General features: G+C 46.8%; 4 protein-coding genes. All 4 read right to left on the bottom strand.

Annotated elements, in window-relative coordinates; genetic code table 11:
* Positions 1-154: 154 nt before the first annotated feature.
* Complete coding sequence (locus tag I6E49_RS13590; protein WP_235402993.1) at positions 155-1,393, bottom strand: alpha/beta hydrolase family protein; 1,239 nt, start codon at positions 1,391-1,393, stop codon at positions 155-157.
* Positions 1,394-1,636: 243 nt separating this feature from the next.
* Positions 1,637-3,439, bottom strand: a complete 1,803-nt coding sequence (locus I6E49_RS13595) for a RagB/SusD family nutrient uptake outer membrane protein (protein WP_235402994.1) — start codon at positions 3,437-3,439, stop codon at positions 1,637-1,639.
* 38 nt (positions 3,440-3,477) lie between these two features.
* Entirely contained in the window at positions 3,478-6,861 is a 3,384-nt protein-coding gene (locus I6E49_RS13600) for a SusC/RagA family TonB-linked outer membrane protein (RefSeq protein ID WP_235402995.1), read from the bottom strand.
* A 39-nt stretch (positions 6,862-6,900) separates the two neighbouring features.
* On the bottom strand, positions 6,901-7,296 hold the full coding sequence (locus I6E49_RS13605) for a fibronectin type III domain-containing protein (protein ID WP_235402996.1): 396 nt from the start codon (positions 7,294-7,296) through the stop codon (positions 6,901-6,903).
* Positions 7,297-7,825 lie beyond the last annotated feature (529 nt).

Raw genomic sequence — 7,825 nt, forward strand, 5'->3', positions numbered from 1 at the left:
CAAATGTAATATGCACCTATCGGAAATCTGGCATAGCAAGAAAAACGACAGTCGCTTATCCCGAACTCAGGTATTTAGCTCCCCAACCATATAAACCATCTATAAACTTTCCTCTCCCAAATGAAGAGAATAACAAAACCTGTATCTCTGAAAACTATTGTCCTAATACTTTTTTCAGCCAAGGCATTATCAGCTCATGCTTGAAATAATGCGATGGCGGATCTACATTAGCCGACTTGAAGAATGTGGGCGCATCCATTCCTTCCTGCAATGCCTTGACGTCCTTGCGGTTGGCAGGATCGGCAAACTTGGGATAATGATGACACTCAACATTATGGGGTTTTCCACTTGTTCGGTATGCCGATTGTACAAGATGGAAATCGCGGTCCAATCCTCCTTCTGTGAAGATAATTGGACGCGGGGCAAGCGATGCTGCCACATCCGGGAAGTTGAAGTAATGCCAGTAATTAGGAATGAGATGACGTATGGAGTTAGGGAAGGGACGGCGCATGTTAGCATTGGGCTTTGTCATAACCAATGCTCGTTCCTGAGTCTGACACAGGAAGTCATTGTACACAAATGCGTAGATGTCCTTATCCAATGCGCCCAAAACCATCATTGGCTCTGTACCCAACGAGAAACCGCTTACCACAATACGGTCCTTGCGAATATCAGGTTGCTGTTTCATCCACTGCAACACCTGCATATCCAGAAACGACGTATAGCCCAACCAATGCCAACCCATTTCGAGCAAGAAGCGCGATACGACATCGTAATCGTAGTTGCTACCGTTCTTGAAACGTTCCAAGTCGGAAGTCTCACCTGCAGCAGCATTATCTACAGCTACAGCTATATAACCGGCCTTGACCATATCGAGCGCCATGCACACCTTGGGGTCTTTGTAATTTTCATTGAATTTGGCATCTACACCAGGCTCACCAGCCAATCCTTCCTTGGTACGGCCTGAACCTGGTATGCACAACACAGCAGGTAGCGGCTTCTTGGCATTGTCGGGGCGCAAAACCAAGAAAGTTCCAACAGCCTTAGGCATAGGATAGAACTCCCACTTTTCGAGCGTATAACCGTCACGAGGTTCCGAAGCGATGCGCTTGGGTGCGGGCTGTCCCTTCACCTCGGGAAAGTTCATCAAGTCAGCCATCGCATTGCTCAGACGGTTTTGCCATACCTTGAATTCCGTCTTCGACATGCCTTCTTTGTAAGCACAACGAGGAGTTGTCTGCTTCAACATCTCGTGTACTATAGCATAGGTGCTGATTTCGCGTCCGTCAGCACGGTTGGCGTGATTCACAGGATAGTTCTGCGAAACTGCATCTTGAGCCCAGCTACCAGCGATACACCCCAAAAAGCCGAGTAAAGTAAGTAATCTTTTCATTGTCTATTAAGTGATGTCGAGAAAAAGGGGACTAAATACGATTTAGCCCCCAACCATATAAACCATTTCTCAAAGAGAAGAAAATAAAAACAGAAGCATTTGATACGCCTACCAAAGGTTCTCGCCTGCTTCCGTTTCTGACAGTCAAGTCAGCGCTTGCTTGCGACATGCTATTTCAAGACAAGCGGATGACTTGCAAACTTTCACATATTTATATTCCTATTTTACTTTTATGCAGGCTTCTTAGTAGCCGGGATTCTGCTGGTCAGCCAATTCCGCGTCTGAACCCAACAAGCCCTTGTCGAGAGGCCAGAGGAGCAGGTGCTCATCCTGTGTTGTTCCGTTCAGCACTGGAACATTTGTCTCTATAAGGTTGCCGTTGATGTCAGTCATCCATGGATTGTTGGCAGTGTCAAGACCAAAACCAAGACATCCCTCAGGCTGGAATACGAAGTGATCATTCTGTGTGCCACCCTTAACGGTTGTCAGTCGACGTAGGTTCCACCAGCGCTGACCCTCAGCTACGAACTCCTTATCCCACTCACGCATCAGAGCGGTCTCGTTAGCCTTGAAGTCGCCTGCAGTGTAGCCATAAACGTCCTCATCCCATTTGTCGCCATAAGCACGCTCACGTATCTTATTGATATACTTCACTACAGCTGCGTTGTCGCCAGCATAGTTGGCACACTCAGCGGCATATAGATAAGCCATAGCCAAACGATAAATAGGCATGTCAACCACCATCTGATAGGTAGTGCTACCACTTGGTATTGACGGACGGAACTTGCAAACGAATGTACCAGCCAGCTTATGCTTGCCATCCTTCGGGTCGAAGTTATCAAGATAGTTAATGCCGTTGTCGCGCTCCTCCTGAGTGAGGTTCCACTGCGGATAGAACATGTTGATACGTGAGTCGTTCTCGTCAAACTGATAGTAGAGAGAGTTCTTGTAAGTGTAGCGGCAAGGACCGAAGTTACACTTGTCCCAAATCTCGATATTAGCCGACTTGCCTGTCTCCTTATTGTACCACTGACCGAAACGGTTGGCTACACCCTTAACATGTCCCCAGCCTTCCTGGTCCATATTGGTCCAATAGTTGAGGTATGAGGTACCTGTGGTTCTCGCCCAGAGCAACTGGAAAGGAGGTACGTTATAGTAAGCACCGTCGTTCTCGCTGCTATAGCATACGCTGAATATCGACTCCTTGTTGTGAGGCTTTGTCCACACGCTGTAGTAGTCGCTCTGCAGGTCGAAGCCATAGTTGTTTATCACATTGTTGAAGTAAGTAGCAGCTGTAGCCACATCAGCAGCATTAGCCTGATGGTCGCCAGTCTCTACCTTACCCGACCAAAGATATACCTCACCGGCAAGCATCTCTGTAGCAGCCTTTGTCCAGTAGTAGTCCTTGCTTGAGCTCCTGTACACATAGTCGGTCTGAGCGAAGTAGTCCAACGAAGTCTTGATGTCTTCCTTAATCTTATTCAAGGTCTCTTCGGCAGTACTTCTGCCCTTATAGAGCAGGGTTGCCTCATAGTTGCCAAGGATTACATCAGGCTCAGTGCGCAATACTACGCCACCATACATACGATACATCTGGAAATATGAGAATGCACGATAGCCGTAAGCCATACCGAGCAGTCCGTTCTTCACCTTGTCGCTGAGCACGTTGGTATTGTTGCAACGATAGATAAGCTCGTTGATATTAGCAATGAAGCCGTAGTAGCCACCGAAAGTGCTGAACTGCGGATGGTCGGCATCATAGATGTTCTGCAAAGGCTCACTGTTAAGAATTCCAGAGCCGTCGATTGTAGCCATCTCAAACACTCCCGAACGCAACTCGCCTGCATAGAACAGCACGTTTGAAGCGTTGGCTGAGCGGAACTGATTTGAAATGGCAGTGATGAATCCTTCAAACTCAGTCTGGCTTCCCCAGAACGAGCTGGCACTGAAGTTGTCGATAGGCTTATAGTCGAGATTACAAGATGTGGTCAACACGCTTGCTCCCGTCATAAGGCCAATTGCCAAAGTCTTTATATATTTGTTCATATCTTAATCAATATTTAAATATAGTGTATAACCATTGTTTAGAATTTGACATTAAGTCCGAAGAGCAGTGTACGCGGCACGTTGTATGTACCACCCCAACCTGCTGTGTTACCGCTTGTATAAGTGGTGTTGTCAGGCAATGGAATTGTACATGACTTGATGTAGCCAAGGTTCTGGCCAGTTACCGACACTGTTATGCCCTGACAAGCTAACTTCTGGCAGATGCTCTTTGGCAGAGCGTATGAGAGCTGCAACTCGCGGCAAGCCAAATAGCTACCGTTCTGTGTGAAGAACGAGTTGGTACGAATGTAGTTATCGGTACCATACTGCGAAGCCCATACCACGCGCGGATACTTGGCACCGGGGTTGTCTGGTGTCCATGTGTCGCGTACAGCGTCGTTGAATGACATTGCGCCCTGACCCTCACCAAGCCAGAAGGCTATGTTAGAGTCGTATACCTGGAAGTCGAAGCCCATATCGAAGCGTGCATAGAGCGACAGACCCTTCCATGTCAATGTGGTGTTGAAACCACCTGTCCACTTCGGAGTAAGGTTACCGAGCACCTTGCGGTCCTTTGACTCTACCCAGTTGTCACCATTGCGGTCCTCATAGATAAAGTCACCAGGCATAATCTGTACAAGGTTGGTGTAGCCCATTGCCAACAGACGCTGACGACCTTCCTCATTGGCATATACAGCAGCACCATTAGATGTACCTGTGTCAATATAATTACCAAGAGCATCGATATCAGCCTGCGAACGTGCCATCTTAACCACGCCGTAACCTACGAAGCTGCCCGGAGTCTGACCTTCCTGATAACCGCCTACATAGTGAGTCTCGTCGCCATTGCCTGTGTAAACCTCATAACCTCCCTGACGGTTGTTTGCCAAACCGTTCTCTGGCAACTTCACGATGGTGTTCTTATTGTAGGTGATGTTGGCATTCAATGTCCACTGGAAATCGCGTGTGTGCAGCAGAGTGCCCTGCAAGTCAAGCTCGATACCAGCATTGCGATACTGTCCGTTGTTGTATGTAACGGTAGAGAAGCCTGTTGTTCTTGGCAATGACAGAGCAGAATACTTGTCCATTGTCAGACGGTTGTAGTAAGTCAAGCCGAGGTTGAAACGGTTGTTGAGGAAACCGAGGTCAAGACCGACTTCAGCTGTACGTGTCTTCTCCCACTTCAAGTTCGGGTTAGGCAGTGTGCTGATTCGGTAGCCGTATACGCCGTCATACTTGTAGGCACTGTATTCTCCCTGCAGGGTATAGTAGCCAAGATATGAGCTGTTGATTGTGGCGTTCAAACCGTAAGAGGCACGCAACTTAGCATAGTTGATGATGTTCTCCAAGCCAAGCTTGTTCCAGAAGTTCTCCTTGCTGAATACCCAACCTGCTGATACACCGGGGAATGTACCCCACTTGTTGTTGACCAGTCGTGAGTAACCGTCGGCACGGAATGTAGCAGCGAAGAGATACTTGTCCATATAGTCGTACTCAGCACGGCCGAAATATGACATAATAGCCTCCTCGTAATGGAACGAACTCATAGTGCGCGACTGAACGTCGGCATCGTTTTGGGTAAGACCGAGACCGGGGAAGTAACCTGTAGGAGCACCATATCCACCAGCACTGAACCCACGATAGCGACGCTTGTAGAACTCGGTACCTGCCATTACGTTTACAGTGTGCTTGTCGTCAAACGTACGGTTGAAGTTAGCAACAACGTTGTAGGTCTGGTCGAAAATACGTGAGAACGAAGCACTTGTATTATAGCTACGGTTTACACCATTGTTGCCGTCAGGATTAACTGCACCTGCCTGACTATTGATATACTGATGGTTGAATGACTCATCGTACTCTTCGTTGTAGAACCAGCTCATGGTGCCCTTCAATGTAAGTCCGGGCAAAAGCGTAGCGGTAAGCGACTGTGTCATAGAGAACTTGTCGCTCTGATAGTCGCGGTCGAAGTTGCCCTTGTTTACGTTTATGTTGGTTGTCGGACCACCGGTACCATACAAATCATTGCCGTCTTCATCGCGATAGCGTACGAACTTGAAAGCCATACCACGGTTCATGAAGTAGCTGGTATTAAGCATCGGGTCATCATTCAACCAGTTGGCACGGGTGTAGTTGAACACTGAGTTCGCCTCCAACCACTTTGTAACCTTATAGCTGCCAGTCAACGCAAAGTTGTAGCGCTTGTAGAATGTGCCCTTGACGAAACCGTCGGCATCATACAGACCAAGGCTGGCGTAGTAGCGGCCACGGTCGTTGCCACCCGAGATACTGGCATTATAGTCCTGAGTAACGTAAGGCTTGCGTCCGTTCATTTCCAGCGGGTCGATGTTGCGATAGAGAATGTAGTTGTCACTTACAGGGTCGAGCATCTCGCTCCATCCCTTCTGCAGGAGGTAAGCGTTGTCGTCGGTCTTGCACAGAATGTTATACGACTGTCCCTGCGACAACTCTGTACGGCCAATACCACCGGGATTGTTTGTACCATAGAGGTTTGAGTTATATGTTGATGCATACTTTCCGCCAGGCAATGTCCACTCACAGTTCTGGAGCGCAAGGCGATAATAATAGAGGTAATCCTCGTCTGAACACATATTGTAGCCAAGGTTGTAATAGTTCAAACCCACCTTGGCATTGAATGTAACATCAGCCTTGCCACTCTTACCCTGCTTTGTGGTAATGATAATAACACCATTACCGGCACGGGCACCATAAAGAGCAGTAGCACCGGCATCCTTCATCACGTCCATCGACTCGATGTCGTTGGGGTTGATGTCAGACAAAGAACTGCGGATTACGCCGTCAACAATAACAAGAGGTTCGTTCGAACCGCCGTCGTAGTTAGATCCACCGCGGATGGTGATAGAAGGAGTAGCCGCTGGGCTACCCGAGGTGATGTCAACCTTAACACCTGACACCGCACCGGCAAGAGCCTGTGCAGGGTTGGCGTTAGCACCTACAGTGAGGGTCTTCTCACTAACCTTGGCGATAGAGTTGGTTACCTTGGCGCGCTTCTGGGCAACACCATAACCCATAACCACTACTTCGTCGAGTGCCTTGGCATCTTCCTTAAGAGTAATAGTCAACGGAGTGCCGTTGAACTTCACCTGCTGCGGAGTATATCCTATATAAGAAATTTCGATTGTTGCTCCCTTAGCAACATTAGCAAGGGTAAATTTACCGTCCATATCGGTGACGGTGCCCATCTTTGTGCCAAGCACTTTAACGCTGGCACCAATAACTGACTCGCCCGTATTATCGAGCACTACACCAGTGCAGGTTACACCAGCTGGGGGGGGTAATAAATTCACTACTGCTGGATTGCCGGTAGTAGTAGCAAATGTGCCGAGTGGAGATACCGTAACAGCTATCGCCACAAGTCCGAGTTTAAAGTTAATATTTTTCATATTGCTCTGTTTACACATGTTTAGGTTTTAATCACACCATTACTGGGCTCTGGTGGTAAATTCCTTCCAGTAAATCTGCGCACTGCTGAAGCCACTCTTTGCGCTTGGAATGGCCTGGGTAGAAATGACATACTGTGTATTGGGTGTCAGACCGCTGAATGTACACTTGCATGTACGATAATCGAGCTTCTTCTCCTCAACCTTCTCACCAACGTTGGCACGTGTACCCTTGTAGAGCGTTACTACATAGCCTTCGCAATTGTCATTAGGAACCAAAGTCCAAATAGGTGTCACCTCCGTGGCGGTGTACTGACATGAGTTGATAGCAACCGGGCCCATCACGCTCTCGTCATCGTCACTGCACGAAACCAACATCATCGACGATACTGAAATACATAACAGCATCATCAAAATGTGCTTGATTTTGATTTTCATAGATAGTAAAATTATAATTAATAATAGAGTTTAGTACTCAGTAAATAAATATTTCGGGTTAGCTTTATAAATATTTTTATAATTGTATGCAAAGATACACATTATTCAATAAATCACGCAATTTTTCCGACATATTTTTTAGCAAAATTAAATTTTATAATTATTTCTATAAAATAATTCGGAAAATATGCACGGAAAGCAATAAAACCATATTAGAAGTAGAATGCTATATATATTATATAATGTACGTATATAATAATGTATGGTGCATGGTAATATGGTCTACAAACGGAAAAACTCATTACGTCATTATGCTGATGAATTAAAAAAGGTATGTAAACAAGCCAAAGAACGCTGCTATATAATAATGTATAGCACGGGCAAAGGTAATGTTCTGCGCAAGCAATGTCAAGAAATAAGGAGGGAAATAAAAGAAAATATGAAATGTACGGGCATAAAAAAGGTCTCCAAAGTCGTTAGACCTTGAAGACCCAAAGTAAAGAAGGCAGCCACCTACTCTCCCGCATTG

Source organism: Leyella stercorea, assembly GCF_021531655.1.